Source organism: Pseudomonas sp. LBUM1645 (genome assembly GCF_059716185.1).
In genome coordinates this window covers 5,541,636-5,563,490 of record NZ_CP166811.1, presented here as the reverse complement: position 1 = coordinate 5,563,490, position 21,855 = coordinate 5,541,636, and the positions used below count along the sequence as shown (strand labels likewise).

Genomic DNA, 21,855 nt, shown 5'->3' with positions numbered 1-21,855 from the left:
CGCCCATGCTAACTGGCCTCAACCACCTGACCCTCGCCGTCACCGACTTGAACCGTAGCGTGGCGTTCTATCACGATCTGCTGCAACTTCAGCTTGAATCCACCTGGGACACCGGCGCCTACCTCTCACTGCCGGGGCTCTGGCTGTGCCTTTCCCTCGATCCGCTGCGCAAATCCAAACCCGCCGCCGACTACACCCACTACGCCTTCGGCATTAGCTCATCGGATTTCCCGCTCTTCGTCGAACGCCTGCGATCCGCCAACGTGCAGGAATGGCGCGACAACCGCAGTGAAGGCGTTTCCTTCTATTTCCTCGACCCGGACGGCCACAAGCTTGAAGCCCATGTCGGTGACCTGGCGTCACGGCTGGCAGCCTGTCGTGAACGTCCGTATGCGGGAATGAAGTTCTTCGACGATCAGTAAGTCGATCCCCGGAGACCTGAGATAGACTTGCGTGCATTCACGCCGGCTCAACAGGACTCCCCATGACCCCATCGCTGCTAATGGCTGTTCTCGCCTCTGGCTTTATCTACGGCATCACGCCGGGGCCGGGTGTGTTGGCGGTGTTCGGCATCGGTGCGGCGCGTGGTCGGAGGGCCGGGGCGGGTTTTCTCTGCGGGCATTTGTTGGGGGATGTGGTCTGGTGCAGCACCGCACTGATCGCGATTGTCGGTGCGCGGGAAATCGGCAGCACCGCGTTCGATGTGCTGGGTGTGCTCAGCGGGCTGTACCTGTTTTGGCTCGGTCTGCGTGCGGTTCGCGCTCGACGCAGCAGTGTCGAGGCACCACAAGGCCCTGCGCGGCAGCCGTTCTGGCACGGCATTCTGTTTGGCCTGACCAATCCGAAGGCTTACCCGGTGGCGGTAGCGACTTTTACGGCGCTGCTGTCCAGCCGTGCCGAATTGCTGCACTGGTCGATGCTGCCGTGGCTGATTGTCCTGAGCTTCGTTGGCGGCCTCATGGCCTACGCTATCCTCATTGGCATTGTCGGTGCGCGGCAGGTGCGCAGCTTGTACCAGCGCCATGAGCTGTTGATCACCCGGTTGTGCGGGGTGATGTTTATCGGTTTCGCCATCAATGCCCTGGCGCATGCATTGCCGGGGCTGGTGACGAACAAGGCTTGAGACTGATCGCAGGGAGGCGTCAGTTGCACTGATGGGGTCAGGGAGAGTTCTTTATTGCTGCATTGTCCGGACACGCTCACCGCACTATGGCAACCAGAAATTCCGCGCCGTTGGCGAGCTTCATCGATCTCTTGCTGGACGCCGTCTGTGCGGTCGACAAACAAGGTCGCTTCGTATTTGTCAGCGCGGCCTGCGAACGTATTTTCGGTTATACCCCCGAAGAGCTGATCGGCCAGCCGATGATCGACCTGGTGCATCCCGCCGATCGTCAGCGTACCCTCGACGCCGCGCGGGAGATCATGGGCGGCGACCCCAAGCTCAATTTCGAAAACCGCTACCTGCGCAAAGATGGCCGAGTGGCGCACATCCTCTGGTCGGCGCGCTGGTCGGAGGTCGACCAGCTGCGCATCGCCGTGGCTCGCGACATCACTGAGCGCAAGCAGGCCGAATCCCGGCAAGCGGCGTTGTATGCGATCTCCGAAGCGGCCCACGCGGCGGAGGACTTACTGGCGCTGTTCAAGCGCGTCCATTTGATCATCGGTGAATGGCTGCCGGCGCTGAACTTCTCCGTGGCGCTGTATGACGAACACTGTGCACAGCTGAATTTCCCTTATCACGTGGACGACCTGGAGCTGCAACCCGAGCAGCCCGGAACGATCACCGGACGTCTCTGCGCCGAGGTGATTCGCAGCGCTCAGCCGATTCTGCTGACCCCGGGTCAGGACAATTTGCCGGAAGGGTTTGAGGCGCTGGTCGCGGGCCAGCATTCACCTTGCTGGCTGGGTGTGCCGTTGAGTTCACAAAACGGCACCATCGGTGCGCTGATCGTTAAAAGCGTGCCCGGTGGTGAGCGCTACACCGAACAGGACAAGGAGCTGCTGCAATACGTTTGCGCCCAGGTCGCCACAGCGATTGAGCGCAAGCAATTGCATGCCAGACTGCAGCGCATGGCCCAGTACGACCCACTGACTCAACTGCCCAATCGAGAGTTGCTCCGTGAACGGCTTAAAGACTCACTGACGCTGGCTCGGGCGGATTCCGGGCATATGGCATTGCTGTATGTCGACCTCGACCGCTTCAAGCAAGTCAACGACACCTACGGTCATGCGGTCGGCGACATGCTGCTGCAAGCAGTCGCCAATCGGCTCAAAGGCTGCGTGCGAGAAACCGACACGGTGGCGCGCATCGGCGGTGATGAGTTTGTAGTGTTGTTGCACAGCATCCACGCCTCGGAAGACGCCGACAGCGTGGCGGCAAAAATCCGACAGGTTTTGGCTCAACCCCTGCGCCTGGACGGTCACAGCCTGATTATCCAGACGAGCATCGGCGTTGCGCGATACCCCGACCACGGCACAGAAGAAAAGCAGTTGTTCCGGCATGCCGATGAGGCCATGTACGCCGCCAAGCGCCAACATCATCAGCGCTTCGGGGCCTGAAAAATCTGCCACCGTTCGTCGCGGCGATTTCAATTTTTCTAAACCTTTGCGGTGATCGAAATTCTGATCCTATGCGGGCTCCTGCTCGCCGCGATCATCACCAAGAGGTAGAGAATCATGCCTAATTCAAGAAACTCGAACTCGGGAAACTTCGCCAACGATCGAACGAAGGCGTCTGAAGCCGGTCGCAAAGGTGGGAAAACTACCACCACGACCGTCGATAAAGACCCTGCGAAACCCGATATGGGCCGCAAAGGTGGTCAGAAATCGAAGTAGCGGTGAAGGTAGTTTTGATTGAGAGGCGGGAGCGTAAGCTCCCGTTTGAATTTTTTACGAGGAGGGCGCGACCATGAGCCGGATGGCCACCCGATTACGCAATGCCAGTTTCGCCACGTTGCTGGGCCTGTGCGCCAGCAGTGCCTTTGCCCAGTCCCCCGCCGAATTCATTAACGATGCGTCGGCCAAAGGCATGGCCGATATCGAAGCCAGCCGCCTGGCGCACCAGAAAACCGAATCCAAAGAGGTCAAGGACTACACCATCGTCGTCATCAACGACCGCACCACCGCCAACCAGCATCTGGCGAAAATCGCCAAGCAACTGGATTTGCCGGTGGCCCCGCGCGAAGAGGTAGTCGATAAAGCCAAAGCCTTGATGCCGCAAGTGCAGGACGGCGCGAGCTTCGACCAGGCCTACGCGGCCAGTCAGGTGAAAACCACCCAGGAAGCCATCGAACAGCTTCAACAGGCAGCGCAGACCACCGACGTGCCTGAAATCAAAGCCTTCGCCGAAGAAACCCTGCCCAAATTGCAGGGCCATCTGCAAATGGCCAAGGCGCTGCAAGCCAGTCGCTAACCCAGGAAGTACGCGGGTGACCTCGGGCCACCCGCGATGTCCCGATCAGCATTCATTCAATCCTGCTTACCTTTTTCCTGGACGACGGTGCCGTCCAGGGAAATCGTTTCGCCCTCGCCAAGTTTCCGATACTGCTTTCTCAGCGCTTCCAGCTGCTTCAGGTCCAGCGCCTCAAGCCCCAGCATCGCGTTCTGCGCCTCCTTCGTCACTCGCAGCAACTCATCGACCTTCAAATGCAAAATATCCGTGTCGCGGTTCTGGGTGTTCTGGATCAGGAACACCATCAGGAAGGTGATGATGGTGGTCGACGTATTGATGATCAGCTGCCAGGTGTCGTTGAAGTTAAAAATCGGCCCACTCAACCCCCACAGAAAAATCAGAATGATCGCCCCCATGAACGTCTTGGGGCTGCCGGCCCACAGGGCAAGTTTCTGAGCGACTTTTGCGAATTTCATAGCCGTGTTCCTTATCGGGATGCACCTGATTTTCAGACAGCACGGGCATGATGAAAATTCTGATTAAATTCTGGGTTCAATGAAAAGCCGGTAGCTTGTACCTCGGTAGGTCGGAGGAGCTGACGAAGGCTGCGAGCTGGCGATCTTATAGGACAAATTGACCCGGATCTGGATGGAAGAAATCTCTGTTGTTCCCAATTCTTGGTTGGATTCTTTCTTTGTGCCGGTTTGTGTCTAGTATCAAAGGCAATCAATTTGCCAGCATGCAAACACACGGATCGAACCAGATAAGAGGCCACTCATGGAATTCTTCGAAAAGTTAGCAAGCTTAGCCGCCAAAGTTCGTTTGCAAGGCGCTGCCATTAAGACGGAAGAAGCGACCAAGAACGCGTTTGTCATGCCATTTATCAGTACGGTGCTGGGCTACGATGTCTTCGATCCGACGGAAGTAACTCCCGAATTCGTTTGCGATATTGGAACGAAAAAGGGAGAAAAAATTGATTACGCAATCATGAAGGGGGGAGAGGTTCAAATCCTCATCGAGTGCAAAAAAATAGGCGAGCCGTTGCACATCAATCACGCCTCTCAGTTGTTTCGCTACTTCCACGTCACCAGCGCCCGAATCTCTATCCTTACCAACGGTCAGGTATACAAGTTTTTCACCGACCTGGACGCGCCCAACAAGATGGATGAGAAGCCATTTCTCGAGCTCGACCTTCTGGATATCGACGAGTATTCCGTCCCCGAATTGGTCAAGCTCACCAAGTCAGCCTTCGATGTGGATTCGATCATTAGCGCCGCAGGTGAGCTGAAGTACGTCAGTCAAATCAAAAAGGTCATTGCTTCGCAGGTCAGCAAGCCTGATGACGATTTCGTGAAAGTGTTCGCTTCACGTGTATACGACGGGGTGATTACTCAGAAGGTCCGTGAGCAGTTCCATGAGCTAACGAGAAAAGCCGTGGTGCAGTTTCTCAACGACCAAATCAACGACAGGCTCAAGTCGGCCATGAGCGGCGCCATTCAACCCGCGTTGGCCTCTTTGCCGGTTTCTTCCGCTGGCACCGAGCAGCCGGATGTGCGAGACGAGTCAGAGGACAAGGTTCTGACCACCTTGGAAGAGCTGGAGGGATATCACATCGTCCGTGCCGTCGTTCGGTCTGTTGTCGATGCAAAGCGGATTGTTCAGCGCGATACCCAGAGTTACTTCGGCATTCTGCTCGACGACAACAACCGCAAGCCTATCTGTCGTCTGCACTTCAATCGTTCACAGAAGTACATCGGGATTTTTGACGAAGAGAAAAATGAAACCCGGCACGCAATTAACTCGATAGACGATATCTACGACTATTCGGATCATTTGAAAAAGACTGTTGGATATTACGGCTAACCACGCTTGCTGACAGGCGAAGAAAAACCGGCCCTTGAGGCTAATGCCAGTCAATTAAGCCCTCTCGCTTGACCTTTGGCCGCAAGAAATCAAAATCCGATGCCTGTACTGGCATCGGATTTTTGCGTCTCGCTCGGGCACTGGAACTGACCCACAACATCGCCTCCACTCCTAACTCAATCGAGGGACTGGATTCCTTGCTCGATCCTTCGGAGCGCCCCAGCCCCTGATACTGCCTTTAGATCTTGACGCCTACTTCTCGGCGTGCTAGCGGGTGCTATACTCCTTTCTGGTTGCATGAAGTGTGCAACGTTCCCCACGGGTACTGATACCGACTGCAAATCTCGACTGGCAGCTGCAAGACAAAGGAGGTCTACGGCAAGCACGAGATGGGAGGTGTGGCATGAATCGACACTATTACATCAGCAACAATCTCGACGATCTTGAAGCCGTTGAAAATGAGCTGGAAGCCAGCGGCATCAATTCCGAACAAATTCATGTGCTCAGCGAGCACGTTGCCGATGTTGAACAACATCACCTTCACGAAGTTAATTCGTTAATGGAACAGGATGTTGTCCACTCTGGCGAAATTGGTGCAGTGATCGGTGTGCCACTCGCGGCGCTGGTTCTTGGCGGCGCCTATTGGCTGGGCTGGACCGAATCCGCCGCAGGCTGGATGCCTTTTATCTTTCTTGCCATTGTTGTATGTGGCTTCTGCATCTGGGAAGGCGGTTTTTTTGGCATCCAGGTGCCAAACACTCACTTCCGCAGTTTTAAACAGGTGGTAGCAGAGGGAAAACATATTTTCTTCGTAGATGTCGAGCCGAATCAGGAGTCGGTATTGGACGGAGTTATCGAACATCATCCGATGCTGGAGATCGCCGGTACGGGAGCGGCAGCCCCTCACTGGACAGTCGCCTGGCAGCACAAATGGCATCAGTTCAAGCGAGTGATATCGGGTTAGCCCCTGGAGACTCAAGGCCACCGGAAGTTGCTTATTGACCGAAGGAAATAACCCGACTGAGGAAAACATAGTCCGCTTCGGTGGCCATCAGTCCGACAAGTACCAGCAAACATAACGGTGGTACCAATATGGCGTAGACCATGGCCAACCGCTCCCAGGCCATATGCATGAAGATGGAGACAATTAAACCTGCCTTCAACAACATGAACGTGATAATCAGGGTCCACCGAAGGTAACCATGGAAGTGGAAATAGTCGACAAGGTACGACAGCGTGCTGAGGACGAATAACAGCCCCCAGATTTTGAGGTACAAGCTGATTGGATGTTGCTGACCCTGAGCATGTGCCATCACCCGTGCTCCTCTACCATAAATAGAAGAAAGCAAAAATAAACACCCACACCAAATCCACGAAGTGCCAGTAAAGCCCGGCTATCTCGACGTTCTGATAGTTTCCGGAGCGCTCATAATCTCCCCGAAATACTTTCAGCGCCACAATGCTCAGGTAGATGGCGCCGATTGACACATGCAGTCCGTGGAACCCGGTAATCATGAAAAAACTGGCACCAAACTGCGCCGCCCCCATAGGGTTCCCCCAGGGACGCACCCCTTCTGCGATGAGCTTGCTCCATTCGAATGCCTGCATCCCGACGAAGGTCACACCCAAGGCAGCGGTCGCCAGCATCAGGGCAGTGGTTTTCGCACGATCACGGCGATAGGCGAAATTGACTGCCATGGCCATGGTGCCGCTGCTACTGATCAGCACAAAGGTCATGATGGCGATCAGAATAAGCGGGATCGCATGACCGCCGATCGTCAATGCGAACACTTCACTGGGGTTCGGCCAGGCGCTGGTGATGGTCATGCGGACCGACATGTAGCCGGTTAAAAAACAGGTGAATATAAAAGTATCGCTGAGCAGGAATATCCACATCATCGCCTTGCCCCAGGGGACCTGCTTGAAAGCCTCCTTATCCGAGGACCAGTCGTTGGCGATGCCCTCCCATCCCGGTACAAGCGGTGAGCCGGGGGGATTGGATGAACTGGACTCGCCTGGGGTTGCTGGGTGCGATGCCATGGCTTTTCACCTCAGGCCGCAGAATCTGGCGATGGCTTCATAGGTTTGGGGCGTGCTGGCCAGCAAAGCGAATAGCACGAACCAAAGACCCAGTAAGTAATGCCAATAGATGGCACACAGCTCTACGCTGGCGCTGAGTTGCGGTAACGGCACGCGCTGCAGGAATTTAGCAACGATTATGCCCCAGGCTATCAGCCCGCCCAGCAGGTGGAGTGCATGCAGGCCGGTCAACAGGTAGAAGAAGCTGTTGGCCGGATTGCTGGCGAGAAAGTAACCCCAGGCGACAAACTGCTGCCAGACCCAGAGCTGTCCCGCCAGAAAAGCAATGGCGAATACGCCCGCCAATGCAAAACCAATCACAGTTGCACCCAGTCGCGCCTTTCGGACGGCCATACGCGACCACTGCAGTGCGACGCAACTGAGCACCAGAAAAGCCGAATTCAGCCATAACTGCGAGAGATTGGCTAACGGCGCCAAGGGCTCTGTCAGGGGTAGCCAGTCGGTCATTTGTGAACGGGCGATAAAGGCGAGCAAGAAGAGAAAGAATAACGAACTCACCACAACCAGGAATAAGCGCAGGCCTGTTTTGGCGATTTGGTTTCGATCGGGTCCCTCGCCGGCCCCGATACCCTGCGGATCGCGATTCCAGCTGCCGCCGGGGTCAGCGCCGTCGGCGTTTCTCAATAGCAGCCTGCTCATGGTTTAACGTCCGCTATCGTGGTTCCGGCACTGAGTTGCCGCATATGCTCCAGCTCCTCGGCGGAGACTGTTTGCGGAACGAAATCCTGTTCTATCCCCGGCACACTGTAGTCATAGGCCCAGCGATGCACGACCGGCAGCTTCGCTCCCCAGTTACCGTGTATCGGCGGGGTGTTCGGCGTTTGCCATTCCAGACTCGCCGCGCCCCAGGGATTGCTGCCTGCGGGCCTGCCTTTAAACGCACTCCAGGCCAGGTTAAACAGGAACAGCAGCTGGGAAACGCCAACGGTCAATGCGACCACCGTAATGAAGGCATTCAACTCTTGCGCCGACTGCGGGATGAACGCGTAGTTTTCATAGGCGTAGTAACGACGGGGCATGCCCTGGAAACCCAGGTAGTGCATGGGGAAGAAGATGGCGTAGGTGCCCAGAAAGGTAATCCAGAAATGCAGCTTGCCCAGGGTGTCGTTCAACATGCGCCCGGTGACTTTCGGAAACCAATGATAAATGCCGCCGAACACCACCAGTACCGGTGCGACACCCATCACCATATGAAAATGAGCCACAACGAAATAGGTGTCCGAGAGCGGAATATCCACGATCACATTGCCCAGAAACAAGCCAGTCAGACCGCCGACCAGGAAGGTGACGATAAAGGCCAGGGCAAACAGCATCGGCACGGTCAGATGAATGTCGCCGCGCCACAGAGTTAGCACCCAGTTGTAGACTTTCAGTGCGGTCGGCACCGCGATGATCAAGGTGGTGACGGCGAAGAAAAAGCCAAAGTACGGGTTCATTCCGCTGACATACATATGGTGCGCCCAGACCACAAAGCTGAGTACGCCAATCGCAATAATGGCCCACACCATCATTCGGTAACCGAAGATATTTTTACGCGCATGCGTGCTGATCAAGTCGGAGACCAAACCAAACGCAGGGAGAGCAACGATGTAAACCTCTGGGTGGCCGAAGAACCAGAACAGGTGCTGGAACAAGATCGGGCTGCCACCCTGGTGATCGAGCTGCTGCCCCAGCGAGATCATCGCCGGCATAAAGAAGCTGGTGCCCAACAGCTTGTCAAACAGCATCATGACCGCACTGACGAACAAGGCCGGGAACGCCAGCAAGGCCATGATCGAGGCCATGAAGATTCCCCAAACGGAGAGCGGCATGCGAAACAATGTCATGCCGTGCGTGCGTGCTTGCAACACCGTGGTGACGTAGTTCAACCCGCCCATGGTGGCTGCGACAATAAAAATCGCCAGTGAGACGAGCATCAGGACGATGCCCCACTCGACCCCCGGTGTCCCCTGAGAAATGGACTGTGGCGGATAGAGCGTCCAGCCCGAACCGGTGGGGCCGCCAGGGACAAAGAAACTGGAGAGCAACACCACTACCGCCAGCAGGTAGAACCAGTAACTCAGCATGTTGACATAGGGGAAGACCATGTCGCGGGCGCCCACCATCAGCGGGATCAGATAGTTACCGAAGCCACCCAGAAACAAGGCCGTCAGCAAGTAAATGACCATGATCATGCCGTGCATGGTCATCGCCTGGTAGTAAGCACTGGCGTCCATGAACTCCAAAGTGCCGGGGAAGCCAATCTGTATGCGCATCAAGCCGGACAACACCACGGCGATAACGCCCACGAATATAGCCGTCAACGAATATTGAATGGCTATGACCTTGTGGTCCTGACTCCAGATATATTTGGTCAGGAAGCTTTTGGGCTCGTGTAGTGCTTCTGTTTCGGCTTGCTCCGCATAGGCCATCACGTCATCCTCCGGTTCGAAGTTTCGGTGCATTCCTGGCTGCTTTACGGCTACTTCCCTGGCTCCGCCTTGCTCGCATCAGCGTCGGCATTCGCTTTGGATTTGATAAAAGCGATCAGTGCGTTCAACTCCTGATCACTCGGGGTAAAGGCCGGCATGACGGCTGCGTAGCCTTTGACGATTTTGGCGCTGGGATTAAGAATCGAATCCTTTATGTAGCCCTCGTCGGCCTTTATCGTCGAACCGTCGGAAAGGGTTACGGTCTCGCCATACAGGTCCTGCCAGCTGGGGCCGATACCCTTGCTGCCATCGATACTGTGGCAGGCCAGACAGCCGAGCGACTGAGCCAACCCCTGCCCCTGTGCCACCAAATCGTCACCTGGGCTCGACGCTTCGCCAGGTTCAACGTTTTGCTGCCCGGCACCGAGCGATTTGATCAGGGCGACGAGAGCACCCAGTTCATCGTCATTGAGAGTATAGGCCACCATGACTGGCGGGTAGCCCTGTACCAGTCGGGCCTTCGGATCGAGGATCGACTCTTTCACGTAGGCCTCATCGACCAGCGCACTGGTGCCATCGGCAAACTGTTCAGTGCGCCCGTACAGGCCCTTCCATCCCGGGCCGAGACTGGTACTGCCATCCTGGCTATGGCAGGCACCGCAGCCGTATTTTTCGGCCAACAGCCGACCTTTTTCCAGCACGCTGTCCGGACTGGGTTTGGCAGCTGTCGTTAATGTCTGCGCAAAGGTCGGTTGGCTGTTCAGCCATTGAACGAAGGCGGCCTGGTCTTCCACGATCATATGGCCGCGCATGTTGTAATGACCTACGCCACAATACTCAGCACACAGGACTTCGTACTTCCCGATTACAGTCGGCGTAAACCAAAAGTACGACACCATCCCTGGCACCATGTCCATCTTGCTGCGAATCTGCGGTATATAGAAATTGTGCAGTACATCTTTGGAACGCAATAAGACTTTCACCGGCTGATCGAGCGGAAGGTGAACTTCATTACTTCTTATAAGTACATCGTCCTGCCCAGCGGGATCCTTGGGGTCAAGGCCGAGAGGATTGACCGAGTCAACAAACTTGATATCCGACTTCCCCAACTTTCCGTCCTGGCCCGGAAAACGATAGGCCCATTGCCACTGCTGAGAGACCACTTCAAGTTCATAAGCATTTTTTGGCACCCGGATGAAATCATCATAAACAACCAGGCCTGGCGCCAACATCGCGGCAATACCTATCGAGGTCACGATAATTAACCATGTTTCCAACTTTTTATTTTCTGGTTGGTAAGCCGCCCTGCCACCTTCCTTGTGGCGGAAACGTATCAAGGCCACCGCCATGAATAGGGTGACGGCGATGAAAAATATTCCGCTAATGATCAGGGTGATGAACAGGGTGGTGTCTATTGACCCCCAGTTGGACGCTGGCGGCGCCGCATGCCAAGGCGCTAATAGATGGAACAGCACGGATGCAATAACGATTAGTACAAGAATAATTGCCATTGCCATTTTGCTTTCATCCTATTCCTGTTACTCATCGGTATGCCTTAGCATCGCCACAGAACAACATCGTCAAATCAAACTAATCTGACGCCAAAACAGGCTAGACAAATACCACTTATCTTCGTAGCAAAGTCCGCAGGAAGTATAGTTCATGGCCGTAGCAAACGCTTTTCCTGGAAACGTTATGGCCTGGATATTCCAACCTCATCATCAACTTGATCACTTAAAATCTATTCGCTATATAACTGTAACTATTCAGCAACACATCTCGCCTGAACGACACGTCGAGCAAGCGAGGCCCGGTTGCCAGCTATAATCAGGTCTGATTACGGAAGGCAAAGATCGGCTAAAAGCGCCTGCAAGATCCTCGCCTATGCATAGCGGTCAGACAAATGACGGCCAAGAGCTATAGAGTCCAGCCGTCCACAACGGAGATTTCGTCATGAGTGCCTTGACGATCGAAGGCTGGTGCAAAATCAACGGACAACAAAAGTCGACCCCGATGGGTGAAATCCATTTTTACGTCGATGGCCCCCTCCATAAGGGTCTGGAGGACGCTGAAGAACGCCTGCAGAAGACCCACGAGCGTGAAGCCATGGTCGATGTCGACATGGATACACTGGAGTTGAAGTTGCCAGAGGGATACGCCCCTTTGTCCGACTGCCAGATGCGCGTCTATATACACAACGAGCGCGGTCAGTTCCATTTGGTCGGGCATCGAGCGAGTGATGGAAGCTTGATCTATAGCAACGCGGTTTTGATTGATCAGTTGATTGACGCCTAGCTACGACGGGTTTCTCGGTATCAAAATCCGATGCCTGTACTGGCATCGGATTTTTTTATACGTCTCGCACTGACTGGCATTCGCCCTTGAGGTCGGTTTGTTTTGATTTCTGTTCACTCCGCCAACTTCACTTCCACCGCCCAACTGAAGTACCCCAATGCCTCGCAGCTTTTATTGATCAGCATGAACTTCAGTTCGCAAGCCTCAACCCCAGCCGCCAATTGCGTGCAATGCCAATAATGATCATCGGTCGTGTGGCTGCCCGGTTGGCTCGGGTTTTCGGGGTCGGGGGTGGGGACTGTCAGGTTTGTGTGGACCACCAGTTCAGGCGGTGAAAGTGCCCCGGCATCGCCTACAGACATCTCGTAGAACACCACGCTGTGTTCGGAGAGCAAGCTGACGGTCCTGCCACGGATATGGAAGTTCTTGCCGTTATTGGCGGTAAGAGTCATTAGGCTGTCATTTATTGTACTTTGTGCTGGTTTGGCGCCGCTGATGGTAAAGATGAAGCCTTCCTCAATCCTGGTCGGGTTTTGCGGCTCAAGACTGGGTTGTGGATAACGTAAAAGCAGCGATTCCGCATCGACGATCAGCAGCACATTATTGGCTGGCGCAATACTCGCCGAGGGGGAGGCAATCGGTTCGGAAGTCATCATGGATTCCTTTCATGATGTTGATTCAAGACGGCAGCCGCATCGGTTCAAGCAAGACATCCCGTCCCGGCCGAAGCAGCAACGAACTCGGTAGGCCCCTCGTCGCCAAGGGGCCTGGTCATCGTCAGTTACGGATGGTAATGAACGGATCCCACGAGCAGCAGCCTACGATCTTGCAGTCGCGATCAACGATCAGGAAATGGAAGTGGTAGGTCACGCTACCGCACGAAAGTGTTTCCGAAGACCAGTAATGGTTATCGACTTTCTGGCAACTCGGCACCGACGGGTTGCTGGTGTTGGGAACGGCAACGCACGCTGTAGCCTTGCGGGGCGTGGGTGTGGAGATCAACTCGTTGCCGACGTTGCCAACGAACTTATAGAAAATCACTGCCGTCTCGAAGCTCTGCGACAGACTGGTTTCACGCCAGCGAATCAAGTCGCCTACCTGGGCTCTCAAGTTAAGTTCGCCACCGGCCTGGCCGCTGACCACGTTGTTCTGATTGGTCACCATGTACACATGATTGACGTCGATCAACGTCGGCGAGGCAGGGTTTTTGCTGATGTTCGGGTAGTTTTTCAGAATGGTTTCAGTGTCGATTGAAACAAGTACATCCGTGACTCGAGACATAGTAAAGCTCCTTGATCAGAGTGATTGCCTGGCTACTTTCCAGGCACAACAACGCTTGCTTGCCTTGCGGCCGTTGCGAACACACTACGGGGGAACCCACTCGATCACGGGGTACGAGCTGGCCTTGCTCCTTGCCTTGCAATGACGGGTCGGGTTCCTTCCAACAGGCCGCGATTGGACTATAGGTGTGAATTTTTGGCTGTCAAAATTGCTTTACTTTGGTTCGACGAACGGTGCCTTTGGTTATGACTTCCAAGGATTTGGCGATAAGAAAGTGACCATTGAAAACTGAATTGCCTGGCACGGATTCGCTCTGCAATTGCCATATACACCTTCAGGGGAGGGCAGATCGACATGGGCGCTGTATCTTAACGGCCGGGGCTTTTTACCCGTTTTGAAGAAAACGCACCGACAGGAGAACGCAATGAGTTGGTCCGCCAAACAATACGTCGCTTTTGAAGATGAACGCACCCGTCCCGCCCGTGACTTGCTGGCCGCCATACCGGACACGGACGTGCGCTCGGCAATCGACATCGGCTGTGGCCCGGGTAACTCGACCGAGTTGTTGGTGAAACGCTTCGCCAACGCCACAGTGCGGGGGCTGGACAGTTCGATCGATATGATCGAAGCCGCCCGCAAGCGCTTGCCGCAGGTGCAGTTCGACACCGCTGACATCGATACCTGGAACGATACCGGCCCGTTCGATGTGATTTTCGCCAACGCGGTTTTGCAGTGGGTTCCTGATCACGCGACATTGCTGCCTGCATTGGCGAGCAAGCTTGCACCCGGTGGTAGCCTGGCCATTCAGATGCCCGATAACCTCAATGAACCCTCCCATCGATTGATGCGTGAGGTGGCAGCCGATGGGCCTTGGGTCGGTAAACTTGCTGGCGCCGCAGGGCAGCGAACAGAGATGGCGGATGCCAGCGGTTACTACTCGATGCTGCGCGCTCACTGTTCTCGTGTCGATGTATGGCGCACGACTTACCATCACCCGCTCGCGGGCGGCGCAGCGGGCGTGGTCGAGTGGTTCAAGGGCAGCGGTTTGCGACCTTTCCTTGATCCGCTGGATGAAGCGGAACGGGCGCAATACCTCAAGCAGTATCAAGCAGCGATCGAACGGGCGTATCCAGCGCTGAGCGATGGTTCAGTACTGCTGCCGTTCCCGCGCGTGTTCATCGTCGCGACTCGCTAGTGCAAAAAGGTCGAGCCAATGGAGCGACCCGTCTGGCTGCATGGCTGTCGTCATATATTGAAATGGTTTTGCTTGTGGACGGACCTTTGCCGGCACCCGCAGAATGATGAGAGACGAGCTGAATCGTTGCGCCACATTGCGTGAACTGCAGCGTGGCGCGACAAGTTAATGTCTCAAAAAATGCAGCATCTGGTTAAGCTGGCCCGATTTCACGAGGCTCAGCTTGAGTTCTCCGGAACCGTCCGCAATGTTTTGCCTTGAATCTATACCCGGATACATTGTTTTCCGGTCCAGCGGAATCTGGCAGCCTACCTATCAAAAAAGATATCGCCGCAGCCGCATCTACAAGCGAGGTAAACGATTGTGATCTGGTTTCTCGAAGGGCAATCCAGTCAGCGCGACGTCATCATGGGCGCGCGCGAAGCGTTGCCGGCAGAAGTGAAAGTCTTCGCCTCACATCGCCAGGACCGCCCTGAAATAACGTCGCTTGCTGATGTTGGTTTCACGGAACCGCAGGACAACCAGGCGCGCATCGAGTGGGTTATCGCTACCGCGCAAGCGCACAACATCAAGGTCATCCTTGCCGGTCATGCCGGCCATGTTTTTGAGCCCGCACGCGGGTGGTTCGAGCATGCAGGTCTTGAACTGGTCACCGGCGGCATGTCCGTCCACACCTTCGACATGGTCGACGACAAAAGCAAATTTACCGCAGAGGCAGAGCGGATTGGCTTGGCCTGCGTACCTGCAATCACTGCATCCAACGCAGAGGAGATGTTCAGCGCCTACAAGACCCTCTCGGCGTTTGGAGAGGTCTGTGTCAAACCTGCTGTCGGGATCTATGGCCAGGGTTTCTGGCGATTCAAGGTGGATGCGGATCCGTTCCGTTGCTTTGCTAACCCTGATGCGCGCGAAGCGAGCTTCGAAACCTACATGCGGGCTTACTGCGAAGGGGCTACTCCGCCACCGATGCTGATGATGCCTTACATGGCCGGAAGCGAATGCTCGGTCGACATGGTGTGTGAGTCGGGTCGACCCGTTGCATTCGTCGGTCGCCGCAAAGAAGGTCTGCATCAAACGTTTGAACGAGACGGGGCGGCAGTGGAACTGGCCCTGAAGGCCGCAGAGCACTTCCAGTGTGACGGGATTATCAATGTTCAGACCCGTGATGACGCACTCGGCAAGCCGCATTTGCTGGAAATCAACGCACGATACTCCGGTGGGATTGGTTACACCCGGGCGACCGGCACGAACCTGCCTGGCATATTTGCCACGCGCCGGCTGGGCCTGCCGGAGCCGGCGACCGTCTGGCGGTCGAATGTTCGCGTGAAGGGCATCACCGTTGCGGCTGTAGCATCATCCTGATATTAAAGAAGCATCAGAAGTTTGATACCATTTGCGTTACTGCACTGAAGCAGTGAGCCGTTAGCAGTCAAGGAGAGATCAAGGAATGATGGTGCTAGCGCCTGGCGCAAACACCGCGGTATCGAGCGCACGGAGTGAATGGACTCTGGAATGCGGTAACTCTTCGGCCTTCGGAGAGTACGCAGCGGTTGCCATATTGCCGGTAGATGATAAACGCCGCCCGACCGGAGAACCGGCTCTGTTCCAGACTTCACATGCCTGGATGGAGTGGAGTGGGGCTCAGGAAAAGATCGGCTGTACGTTGAACCTGGCTGATCTCCCGGAGGGGAGTGATCGGGTACTTCTCATTGTCTACACCTTCTCTGCCGCCGGCCCTGTCAGTGACCTTCGGACGCTGCGCTTGCAGGTTGATGGCCAGATCGAATACAGCCTCGACCTTCGCGAAAACGGCGAGTCTGCGATCATCATCGGCGAGTTCTACTGCCGCCTCCAGCAATGGAAATTCCGCGCTCTGGCTGAAGGCTCTGCCTATGGCTTGTCGGCACTCGGCCGGCGTATCGGGCTCGATATCAATGATGCTCACCCCAAAGGGCGCTCAAACCCCTCGGACTCCGGTCGTAGCGGTGCTACAGGTACCGGCTTTGCCGTTTCCCCGACCCACGTCCTGACCTGTGCCCATGTCATTGAAGACATGAGCGAGATCCACATTTCCTCCTTTGATGGACGGTACCGCGCCGAGTCCGTAGTGGTCGATCGTCGCAACGACATTGCCCTGCTCAGGGTGCTGGAATCTCCACCGCTAAAGCCTGTGTCGTTCAAGGAAGGATTTGGTTGTGACCTTGGCGAAACGATTGTCGCCTTGGGCTTTCCACTCGCCGGCTTCGCGGGTGGTGGTGTTCACGTCACTCAGGGCGGTGTGTCTGCTTTATTTGGTCTGCACAACGATGCAAGCCTGTTGCAATTTACTGCCCCCATTCAACCAGGCTCCAGCGGCAGTCCCCTATTTGATTGTTCAGGGGCTGTAGTCGGTCTGGTTACGTCATCAATGCCAGACGCGCAGAATATGAATTTTGCGGTCAAGTCTTCGCTCCTCCTGTCTTTCCTTGATGCGTGTCGTGTCGAGGCTTGCAAAACGCCTATCGGCAAGACCTTCACAACGGCGCAGTTGGCTCGAGAAGCCCAGTCCTCTATGTGGCGTATCGACGCCAGAAACACCTGACCCGATTTTGACTTGAATCCCACGGAAGAGGCGTTAGGTCATCGACCTCATGCCAATTTAGGAATGTTGTACATGGAAAGTAACGCAGCTACACAAACGCTCAGCGCGCAACTGATGCGCGGGCGACTCGATGTCAAAGTTGATAGTTCACTTATCGATCCGGACTCACTGTTCGGCTTTGCCGAGCGCCGCAACCCTAAGCGTGCGTTTCTGTTCGTGTCCAAAGTGCTGGGCCGGCATATCCCTGTGCGTCCGTCCACGATGGACGCAAGCTTCGAAAGCCTGGCTTCGCAAATCCCTGCTGACTTGCCAGGCCCGGTACTCGTTATCGGCATGGCGGAGACTGCGGTGGGCCTGGGTGCCGGTGTTCATCGCGCCTTCAGTGCCACCCGCCCTGATACGGTTTACATGGTCAGCACACGACACCCGACCGGCACTGAACTGTTCGCTCGATTCGAAGAAGAACACAGCCACGCCAGTGCTCACTTGATCCACATGCCTGTCGATCTCGACGTTCGGGAAATGATGCTCAATGCCCGTTCGTTGGTGTTGGTCGACGACGAGGCTTCCACCGGCAAGACGTTCATCAATCTGCACCGCGCGCTGGTCGATGCGGGTCTGACCCAAGTCGAGCGTGTTGTGACGTGTGTGCTGACGGATTGGTCCGCTGGCGCAGTCCGCAACACCATCGGTGCATCGGCACATCAAGTTTCATTGTTGCAGGGGGCGTACACGTTCCTTGAAGACACCGACGCCCCTTTGCCGCAAATGCCTTCGGTGGGCACTGTCGCCGCTGGCGAGTGGCCTTTGTCGCCGCAGAATGACTGGGGCCGTCTTGGTGTTCGTAAGGTTGAAGACACCCTGGCACCCGATCTGCAAGTCAAGGCGGGTGAGCGCATTCTGGTGGTCGGAACCAGTGAGTTCGTCTGGCGTCCATTCCTGCTCGCCGAGCGCCTGGAACGTGCAGGTGCTGACGTGCATTTCAGTTCGACCAGTCGTTCGCCTATCGCGCTGGGCCATGCCATCGAACACGCATTGTCGTTCTCGGATAACTACGGCCTCGGCATCCCCAACTTCCTCTACAACGTGCGCCCTGGTCAATTTGATCGCGTGTTGATCTGCTCGGAGACGCCTGCGCAGGCCGTCCCCGCCGAGCTTGTTGAAGCCTTGAACGCGCAGGTGATTGTCGATGCTCAGTAATCGCCCACTGGCTTTGGCCGACCTCGACGACACCCTGTTCCAGACCGCACGCAAAATGCAGGAAGGTATGCCGCGCCATCCTGCAACCTTCGACGTCGATGGACAACCCAACGGCTACATGAACCCGGTTCAGAAGTCCTTTGTTGAATGGCTGTTGTCGTCGACCGATGTTGTACCGGTCACTGCTCGCAGCGTCGAAGCCTTCAGCCGAGTGAAACTGCCCTTTACCCACGGTGCTATCTGCTCTCACGGCGGCGTAATTCTTGGCCCGGATGGAAAACTCGATCAGGAATGGCAATCGCACATGCGCACCATACTGGCCGACTTCCAACGTCGTCTTCCCGAACTGAGCAAAGAAACGCTCGCAATCGGCCAAGCGCTTGGCATTTCGTTGCGCGGGTGGGTGGTCGAAGAGGAAGGTCTGCGCAATTACGTGGTGACCAAGCACAACGAATCCAATGACGAAGTCCTGAGCACGGTACTGGCTGAAGTCCAGGCCCGGGGGTTGCTGGACGGTATGCACATCCACGCCAACAGCAACAACCTCGCCTTCCTGCCGGCGGGTTTGTCGAAGCAGGCGGCCGTTCAGGAATGGTTGCGCCGTGATCGCGAAGTCAATGGTGAGCGTCCGGTACTGGGGTTTGGCGACAGCATCACTGACCTTGGCTTCATGGATAAGTGTCACCTGTGGGCCACCCCGGCGCGCAGCCAACTGGCGAAGCTTGTGGGCTGCACGATCAATGATTAATACCTTTGCTGACCTCAAAACGGTGGGTAGCGGAAGCTATGCGCCTGACGACGTTCATTTCCTGCTTCAGCCCGTTCAGATGGAAGTGACCAATGTCGAAGAGAAAGAGCGGCTGATTCAAACGAAGCAGAAGCACTATTCCGAGATGATCAGTCTGGAAAGCGCTCCGACGGACGTTCACAAGGCGCTCTACGCGCGGGCACTTGCGCAAAATGGCGCCCGTATGGCCACGGACGTCCAGTCCCTGGCGCTGGCGTTGAATGAAGCGTGTACCGGCTCTTCGATTGTTCTGGTGTCTTTTGTTCGTGCAGGACTTCCGCTCGGTGTACTGCTGCGCCGTGCCCTGATCGAGATGGGCCGAGACGCCTGCCACTACGGGATCAGCATCGTTCGCGATCGCGGAATCGACACCGTTGCGCTGGAAGCCATCATCCAGGCACACGGTGCCGAGAACATCGTTTTTGTCGACGGTTGGACCGGCAAGGGTGCGATCTCTGGCGAGATCAAGCGGTGTCTGAACGGTGACTCGCGTTTCCCGGTCGAGCCGCGACTGGTCGTGCTGGCTGATCCTTGCGGTCGAGCCTGGCTGTCCGCTTCGGCAGAAGACTGGGTCATTCCGTCCGGCATCCTGGGCGCCACCGTATCGGGTCTGGTTTCACGTTCTATCTGGCCTGCCAATGGCGGGCTGCATGGCTGTGTTGTCTACGACCACCTGCATGAACACGATGTGACCCGTGAATTCATCGAGCAGATTGAGGCTCAGCGCAAGGCCATGGGGCCGGTGCCTCAAGCTTCGCCATGGACCGACAGCCAACGACTGGAACTCCAGGGCGCAGCCATGCATGTGGTTGAGTCTTTGGCCGCACGTTTTGATATCACCAATCTGAACCGGGTCAAGCCAGGTATCGCCGAGGCAACCCGCGCCGTTTTGCGGCGTGTACCCGACCATGTCCTGGTCCGGGATCGTAACGACAGTGATGTTCAGTTGCTGATGCACCTGACTGAGAGTGCTGGCGTTTCGGTGGAAGAGGTCGGTGCCGATTTAGGGCCCTACAGAGCCGTGACCATCATTCGGAGCGTGAGCTGATGAAGATTCTTTCTCCTTATGCCCTTGGGGCCACGCTCTACATGCCAGCTACGCGAGCGGATCTGCTCGATGTGGTTTTTCGTACCAAGCTACCGGAGCTGCGCTCCCTAGTGGTTTGCCTGGAAGACGCCGTGGCGGACATTGATGTCGATACGGCGCTTGGCAACTTGCGTGTCCTGCTGACTGCAATCAACGAGCGTGGCGGTCGCCCGGTTGACGGCCCCTTGTTGTTCGTTCGCCCCCGGGATTCGACGATGGCGGCCGTGCTGAATGAATGGCCATTGATGGCGCACGTTGATGGGTTTGTTGTCCCGAAGCTCACACTGCGCAACCTTGATGCATGGGAACAGGCGGTCACGAACCCGGCTTTGTTTCTCATGCCGACGCTTGAAACCATCGACGTTTTCAACCCTGGCGCGATGGTTGAGTTGGGCCAGGCGCTTAAGGCGAACTTGAACCACCGCATCATCGCTCTGCGCATTGGCGGGAATGATTTGATGGGGTGCCTGGGCGTTCGACGCAACCCGACCACAACGCTCTACAGCACGCCGATGGGCTATGTCATTCCGATGTTGGCCGGGGTGATGGGGGCGCAGGGGTTTGCGCTCACCGCGCCAGTGTTCGAGCAGCTTGCTACGCCGCATTTGCTGAAAGAAGAATTGGATCTCGACATTGCCCACGGTTTGGTGGGCAAGACAGCGATTCATCCAAGCCAGATCAACATCATCCAGGACTCGCTGCGCGTTAGCCTCGAAGACTTCAACAGCGCGAAGTTGATCGTCAGCGACGTTGCCCCTGCCGTGTTCAAACACAACGATGTGATGTGTGAGCCGGCGACCCATTACAAGTGGGCAGTGAAGATCCTTGAGAGAGCGCAGTGGCATGGCGTGCGGCATGCAGATGCCGGCAGTGGCGATACACCAATTCGTTTGGCTGAGGCGGCTCGATGACACAGGTCATGCTCGGGGCTGAGGCAGACGTCAAAAAGGTGCTGTCGGTGTTTGATTTCGACGGCACCCTGACCTGGCATGACAGCTTCGTCCCCTTCCTGAAGTTTGCATTTGGAAGGCGCGAGTTCAGTCGACGCGTGCTGATGCTCGCGTTGCCAAGCATTCGTTTCCTCGCTCGACGGATGAGCCGAGACGAGCTCAAAGCACAACTGGTCAGTACGTTTCTGACGGGAGTGGAGGCTGATTGGGTGCGGCAGCAAGCCGTGAATTTTTGCGCGGCATATTGGCTCCAGCTCATGCGCCCTTCAGGGGTGAATTCGATCGCCGCCGAGATTGAGGCGGGGGCCGTCGTGACGCTTTGCTCCGCATCCCCAGCCTTGGTACTCCAACCGTTTGCTGATCGCTTGGGGATCAAGCTGATCGGCACAGAGCTTGAGGTGGTCGATGGTCTGTTGACCGGGCGCATCACCGGCAACAATTGCCGGTGCGAGAACAAGGTACTCAGGCTTGAGGCGGTCTATGGACCGTTGAATCAATACCGCCTCAAGGCATGGGGCGACACCCGCGGCGACCATGAACTGCTGGCCGCGGCACAGGAAGCACATTGGCGTCATTTTCATCCTGCATGGCGTCGTGGACGCTTGCGGGGAACAAAAGGCGGGAACCCAGGTGTGAGCGACGAGCGCTCACCCACCTGCAAGTAGCGATCAAACCTGATCGCCACGCGAACACTGACGATAAACAAGGAGCGTA

24 protein-coding genes are annotated in these 21,855 nt (G+C 56.1%); 16 read left to right on the top strand and 8 right to left on the bottom strand.

Annotation, left to right across the window (positions count from 1 at the left end; translation table 11 throughout):
* The first annotated feature begins 5 nt into the window (after positions 1 to 5).
* From fos to ACA079_RS25165, 5 genes are all read left to right on the top strand, one after another.
* Positions 6 to 422: a fosfomycin resistance glutathione transferase gene (gene fos, locus ACA079_RS25185; RefSeq protein WP_497701338.1), complete on the top strand. Its 417-nt coding sequence runs from the start codon at positions 6 to 8 to the stop codon at positions 420 to 422.
* A 62-nt stretch (positions 423 to 484) separates the two neighbouring features.
* Positions 485 to 1,123, top strand: coding sequence for a LysE family translocator (locus tag ACA079_RS25180; RefSeq protein ID WP_033061380.1), 639 nt, complete (start codon positions 485 to 487; stop codon positions 1,121 to 1,123).
* A gap of 86 nt (positions 1,124 to 1,209) precedes the next feature.
* Positions 1,210 to 2,559 (top strand): sensor domain-containing protein, encoded by a 1,350-nt coding sequence (locus ACA079_RS25175; RefSeq protein WP_497701337.1) that lies wholly within the window; start codon positions 1,210 to 1,212, stop codon positions 2,557 to 2,559.
* Between the two features lie 117 nt (positions 2,560 to 2,676).
* Positions 2,677 to 2,835: a KGG domain-containing protein gene (locus tag ACA079_RS25170; protein ID WP_010462447.1), complete on the top strand. Its 159-nt coding sequence runs from the start codon at positions 2,677 to 2,679 to the stop codon at positions 2,833 to 2,835.
* Positions 2,836 to 2,908: 73 nt separating this feature from the next.
* A complete protein-coding gene (locus tag ACA079_RS25165; protein ID WP_497701336.1) occupies positions 2,909 to 3,412 on the top strand; it encodes a DUF4142 domain-containing protein in 504 nt (167 codons plus the stop codon).
* A gap of 56 nt (positions 3,413 to 3,468) precedes the next feature.
* Here ACA079_RS25165 and ACA079_RS25160 read toward each other — a convergent pair whose 3' ends face one another.
* Positions 3,469 to 3,867, bottom strand: a complete 399-nt coding sequence (locus ACA079_RS25160) for a low affinity iron permease family protein (protein ID WP_497701335.1) — start codon at positions 3,865 to 3,867, stop codon at positions 3,469 to 3,471.
* Positions 3,868 to 4,168: 301 nt separating this feature from the next.
* Here ACA079_RS25160 and ACA079_RS25155 point away from each other — a divergent pair, with 301 nt between their 5' ends.
* A complete protein-coding gene (locus ACA079_RS25155) occupies positions 4,169 to 5,254 on the top strand; it encodes a type I restriction endonuclease (RefSeq protein WP_497701334.1) in 1,086 nt (361 codons plus the stop codon).
* A gap of 403 nt (positions 5,255 to 5,657) precedes the next feature.
* Positions 5,658 to 6,218 carry a hypothetical protein gene (locus ACA079_RS25150; RefSeq protein WP_046046155.1) on the top strand — a complete coding sequence of 187 codons (561 nt, stop codon included), beginning with the start codon at positions 5,658 to 5,660 and terminating at the stop codon, positions 6,216 to 6,218.
* A 31-nt stretch (positions 6,219 to 6,249) separates the two neighbouring features.
* Here the strand turns inward: ACA079_RS25150 and ACA079_RS25145 are convergent, their stop codons facing one another.
* Genes ACA079_RS25145 through ACA079_RS25125 form a run of 5 tightly spaced genes read right to left on the bottom strand, consistent with a single transcriptional unit; the run spans position 6,250 to position 11,282 of the window.
* A complete protein-coding gene (locus ACA079_RS25145) occupies positions 6,250 to 6,567 on the bottom strand; it encodes a cytochrome C oxidase subunit IV family protein (protein WP_477754581.1) in 318 nt (105 codons plus the stop codon).
* A 13-nt stretch (positions 6,568 to 6,580) separates the two neighbouring features.
* Positions 6,581 to 7,294 (bottom strand): heme-copper oxidase subunit III family protein, encoded by a 714-nt coding sequence (locus ACA079_RS25140; protein ID WP_497701333.1) that lies wholly within the window; start codon positions 7,292 to 7,294, stop codon positions 6,581 to 6,583.
* A 6-nt stretch (positions 7,295 to 7,300) separates the two neighbouring features.
* Complete coding sequence (locus ACA079_RS25135; protein ID WP_497701332.1) at positions 7,301 to 7,993, bottom strand: cytochrome c oxidase subunit 3; 693 nt, start codon at positions 7,991 to 7,993, stop codon at positions 7,301 to 7,303.
* Positions 7,990 to 9,765, bottom strand: a complete 1,776-nt coding sequence (gene ctaD / locus ACA079_RS25130) for a cytochrome c oxidase subunit I (RefSeq protein ID WP_497704378.1) — start codon at positions 9,763 to 9,765, stop codon at positions 7,990 to 7,992. Before ctaD ends, ACA079_RS25135 begins: the two co-directional genes overlap by 4 nt.
* A 50-nt stretch (positions 9,766 to 9,815) precedes the next feature.
* The gene (locus ACA079_RS25125) at positions 9,816 to 11,282 is read right to left on the bottom strand and encodes a c-type cytochrome (RefSeq protein WP_497701331.1); all 1,467 of its coding nucleotides are present in this window, start codon (positions 11,280 to 11,282) and stop codon (positions 9,816 to 9,818) included.
* Positions 11,283 to 11,718: 436 nt separating this feature from the next.
* Between ACA079_RS25125 and ACA079_RS25120 the strand changes: the two genes are divergently transcribed.
* On the top strand, positions 11,719 to 12,060 hold the full coding sequence (locus ACA079_RS25120; RefSeq protein WP_497701330.1) for a hypothetical protein: 342 nt from the start codon (positions 11,719 to 11,721) through the stop codon (positions 12,058 to 12,060).
* A gap of 113 nt (positions 12,061 to 12,173) precedes the next feature.
* On the opposite strand, the gene ACA079_RS25115 is transcribed toward ACA079_RS25120, so the two are convergent.
* Positions 12,174 to 12,713, bottom strand: a complete 540-nt coding sequence (locus ACA079_RS25115) for an AidA/PixA family protein (RefSeq protein WP_497701329.1) — start codon at positions 12,711 to 12,713, stop codon at positions 12,174 to 12,176.
* Positions 12,714 to 12,837: 124 nt separating this feature from the next.
* Entirely contained in the window at positions 12,838 to 13,341 is a 504-nt protein-coding gene (locus tag ACA079_RS25110; protein WP_347803664.1) for an inclusion body family protein, read from the bottom strand.
* Positions 13,342 to 13,765: 424 nt separating this feature from the next.
* Between ACA079_RS25110 and tam the strand changes: the two genes are divergently transcribed.
* The 8 genes from tam to ACA079_RS25070 all read left to right on the top strand — a co-directional run bounded on the left by tam (position 13,766) and on the right by ACA079_RS25070 (position 21,806).
* Positions 13,766 to 14,536: a trans-aconitate 2-methyltransferase gene (gene tam, locus ACA079_RS25105; protein ID WP_497701328.1), complete on the top strand. Its 771-nt coding sequence runs from the start codon at positions 13,766 to 13,768 to the stop codon at positions 14,534 to 14,536.
* A 363-nt stretch (positions 14,537 to 14,899) separates the two neighbouring features.
* Positions 14,900 to 15,898 carry an ATP-grasp domain-containing protein gene (locus tag ACA079_RS25100; protein WP_497701327.1) on the top strand — a complete coding sequence of 333 codons (999 nt, stop codon included), beginning with the start codon at positions 14,900 to 14,902 and terminating at the stop codon, positions 15,896 to 15,898.
* 85 nt (positions 15,899 to 15,983) lie between these two features.
* Positions 15,984 to 17,117, top strand: a complete 1,134-nt coding sequence (locus tag ACA079_RS25095) for a trypsin-like peptidase domain-containing protein (protein WP_497701326.1) — start codon at positions 15,984 to 15,986, stop codon at positions 17,115 to 17,117.
* A 72-nt stretch (positions 17,118 to 17,189) separates the two neighbouring features.
* Complete coding sequence (locus tag ACA079_RS25090; RefSeq protein ID WP_497701325.1) at positions 17,190 to 18,317, top strand: phosphoribosyltransferase domain-containing protein; 1,128 nt, start codon at positions 17,190 to 17,192, stop codon at positions 18,315 to 18,317.
* A complete protein-coding gene (locus ACA079_RS25085; RefSeq protein ID WP_497701324.1) occupies positions 18,307 to 19,065 on the top strand; it encodes an HAD family hydrolase in 759 nt (252 codons plus the stop codon). Before ACA079_RS25090 ends, ACA079_RS25085 begins: the two co-directional genes overlap by 11 nt.
* Positions 19,058 to 20,152, top strand: coding sequence for a cysteine protease StiP family protein (locus tag ACA079_RS25080; protein ID WP_497701323.1), 1,095 nt, complete (start codon positions 19,058 to 19,060; stop codon positions 20,150 to 20,152). Before ACA079_RS25085 ends, ACA079_RS25080 begins: the two co-directional genes overlap by 8 nt.
* A complete protein-coding gene (locus tag ACA079_RS25075) occupies positions 20,152 to 21,102 on the top strand; it encodes an HpcH/HpaI aldolase/citrate lyase family protein (protein ID WP_497701322.1) in 951 nt (316 codons plus the stop codon). Before ACA079_RS25080 ends, ACA079_RS25075 begins: the two co-directional genes overlap by 1 nt.
* Positions 21,099 to 21,806: an HAD family hydrolase gene (locus ACA079_RS25070; RefSeq protein ID WP_497701321.1), complete on the top strand. Its 708-nt coding sequence runs from the start codon at positions 21,099 to 21,101 to the stop codon at positions 21,804 to 21,806. The genes ACA079_RS25075 and ACA079_RS25070 overlap by 4 nt, the downstream gene beginning before the upstream one ends.
* Positions 21,807 to 21,855 lie beyond the last annotated feature (49 nt).

Bases quoted from the DNA above. Each gene is read 5' to 3' on its own strand.
- fos (WP_497701338.1), top strand. From the start codon at position 6: ATGCTAACTGGCCTCAACCACCTGACCCTCGCCGTCACCGACTTGAAC.
- ACA079_RS25180 (WP_033061380.1), top strand. From the start codon at position 485: ATGACCCCATCGCTGCTAATGGCTGTTCTCGCCTCTGGCTTTATCTAC.
- ACA079_RS25175 (WP_497701337.1), top strand. From the start codon at position 1,210: ATGGCAACCAGAAATTCCGCGCCGTTGGCGAGCTTCATCGATCTCTTG.
- ACA079_RS25170 (WP_010462447.1), top strand. From the start codon at position 2,677: ATGCCTAATTCAAGAAACTCGAACTCGGGAAACTTCGCCAACGATCGA.
- ACA079_RS25165 (WP_497701336.1), top strand. From the start codon at position 2,909: ATGAGCCGGATGGCCACCCGATTACGCAATGCCAGTTTCGCCACGTTG.
- ACA079_RS25160 (WP_497701335.1), bottom strand. From the start codon at position 3,867: ATGAAATTCGCAAAAGTCGCTCAGAAACTTGCCCTGTGGGCCGGCAGC.
- ACA079_RS25155 (WP_497701334.1), top strand. From the start codon at position 4,169: ATGGAATTCTTCGAAAAGTTAGCAAGCTTAGCCGCCAAAGTTCGTTTG.
- ACA079_RS25150 (WP_046046155.1), top strand. From the start codon at position 5,658: ATGAATCGACACTATTACATCAGCAACAATCTCGACGATCTTGAAGCC.
- ACA079_RS25145 (WP_477754581.1), bottom strand. From the start codon at position 6,567: ATGGCACATGCTCAGGGTCAGCAACATCCAATCAGCTTGTACCTCAAA.
- ACA079_RS25140 (WP_497701333.1), bottom strand. From the start codon at position 7,294: ATGGCATCGCACCCAGCAACCCCAGGCGAGTCCAGTTCATCCAATCCC.
- ACA079_RS25135 (WP_497701332.1), bottom strand. From the start codon at position 7,993: ATGAGCAGGCTGCTATTGAGAAACGCCGACGGCGCTGACCCCGGCGGC.
- ctaD (WP_497704378.1), bottom strand. From the start codon at position 9,765: ATGGCCTATGCGGAGCAAGCCGAAACAGAAGCACTACACGAGCCCAAA.
- ACA079_RS25125 (WP_497701331.1), bottom strand. From the start codon at position 11,282: ATGGCAATGGCAATTATTCTTGTACTAATCGTTATTGCATCCGTGCTG.
- ACA079_RS25120 (WP_497701330.1), top strand. From the start codon at position 11,719: ATGAGTGCCTTGACGATCGAAGGCTGGTGCAAAATCAACGGACAACAA.
- ACA079_RS25115 (WP_497701329.1), bottom strand. From the start codon at position 12,713: ATGACTTCCGAACCGATTGCCTCCCCCTCGGCGAGTATTGCGCCAGCC.
- ACA079_RS25110 (WP_347803664.1), bottom strand. From the start codon at position 13,341: ATGTCTCGAGTCACGGATGTACTTGTTTCAATCGACACTGAAACCATT.
- tam (WP_497701328.1), top strand. From the start codon at position 13,766: ATGAGTTGGTCCGCCAAACAATACGTCGCTTTTGAAGATGAACGCACC.
- ACA079_RS25095 (WP_497701326.1), top strand. From the start codon at position 15,984: ATGATGGTGCTAGCGCCTGGCGCAAACACCGCGGTATCGAGCGCACGG.
- ACA079_RS25090 (WP_497701325.1), top strand. From the start codon at position 17,190: ATGGAAAGTAACGCAGCTACACAAACGCTCAGCGCGCAACTGATGCGC.
- ACA079_RS25085 (WP_497701324.1), top strand. From the start codon at position 18,307: ATGCTCAGTAATCGCCCACTGGCTTTGGCCGACCTCGACGACACCCTG.
- ACA079_RS25080 (WP_497701323.1), top strand. From the start codon at position 19,058: ATGATTAATACCTTTGCTGACCTCAAAACGGTGGGTAGCGGAAGCTAT.
- ACA079_RS25075 (WP_497701322.1), top strand. From the start codon at position 20,152: ATGAAGATTCTTTCTCCTTATGCCCTTGGGGCCACGCTCTACATGCCA.
- ACA079_RS25070 (WP_497701321.1), top strand. From the start codon at position 21,099: ATGACACAGGTCATGCTCGGGGCTGAGGCAGACGTCAAAAAGGTGCTG.